Annotated in this window: 2 protein-coding genes; both read right to left on the bottom strand. The window is 41.0% G+C overall.

What is annotated here, in order from left to right; all coding sequences use genetic code 11:
• Nucleotides 1-21: 21 nt before the first annotated feature.
• Nucleotides 22-591, bottom strand: a complete 570-nt coding sequence (locus R7O13_RS25760) for a YajG family lipoprotein (protein ID WP_005456550.1) — start codon at nt 589-591, stop codon at nt 22-24.
• A gap of 36 nt (nt 592-627) precedes the next feature.
• Nucleotides 628-822: methyltransferase (locus tag R7O13_RS25755; protein ID WP_318305057.1), on the bottom strand; the 195-nt coding region annotated here is incomplete at its 5' end.

Here is an 822-nt window from a genome sequence, read left to right as displayed (position 1 = left end):
AAAGAATCGCTTTGCGTAACATTAGAAACGCTCCTGCATGTACTGACGAAGTTCAGGGTCGTTAGCAATTTCTTTAAGCGTTAACGTCACTACATCATTCAGTGTTTCTTCAATATCAGAATCTGAAGCGCTTAAAGTGCCAGAGCGTTTTGCAGTACCTGTATAGGTTTTCACCAATTTGCCTTGTGGTGTTTCTGCTGTGATCTCTAGTATCACTTTGGCATCCATTTGGTTTTCCATCACGGAATGTTTGACGTTCACTAACGCTTCTTGAACATTCAGTTCAATTGCGTTGTTGCTGTTTAAATCAGAGTGAAAACCTTGAGATGAGAACTGTTTCTCTAAAGCTTCTTCTAATGCAATGCGTAAGTTTTGTTTCGCATGAAGTGGTAGAATGTTTGAACGACCGTTATCAACCAAAGCTACGTACTGCGCTGCGCGCACGTCTTTGCTGGTCAAGCTGTATGTTTTGCCTTGTACAATAGGATTGGTGCTCAAGGTGCTTTCAGGCATTAGGTTCAGTTGCGGTTGTTGTGGTGCTGAACATGCAGCAAGCAATGCAACCGAAGCCGCGAGTAACAGTTTTTTCATTTTATTGTTCCTTGTAAACATTTTGCTCGGAGAGCTCTATTGTTTTGCGCTTAATTTAGCAGGATTTTTTGTTGCCTGTAAAATCAAGAACTTATTGTTAGAAGCGATGAGTTTCACATTTTTATCGCCAAACAGACGTTTCAACTTGGCATCGTAGCCGAGGTGACGGTTTCCTATGACGAGTAACTTGCCATTTTGGTTCAAAATTTGTTTTGCATCACAGAACATTTG

It is taken from the genome of Vibrio sp. Y176 (genome assembly GCF_033438945.1).
This window is presented reverse-complemented; position numbering and strand designations above follow the sequence as displayed.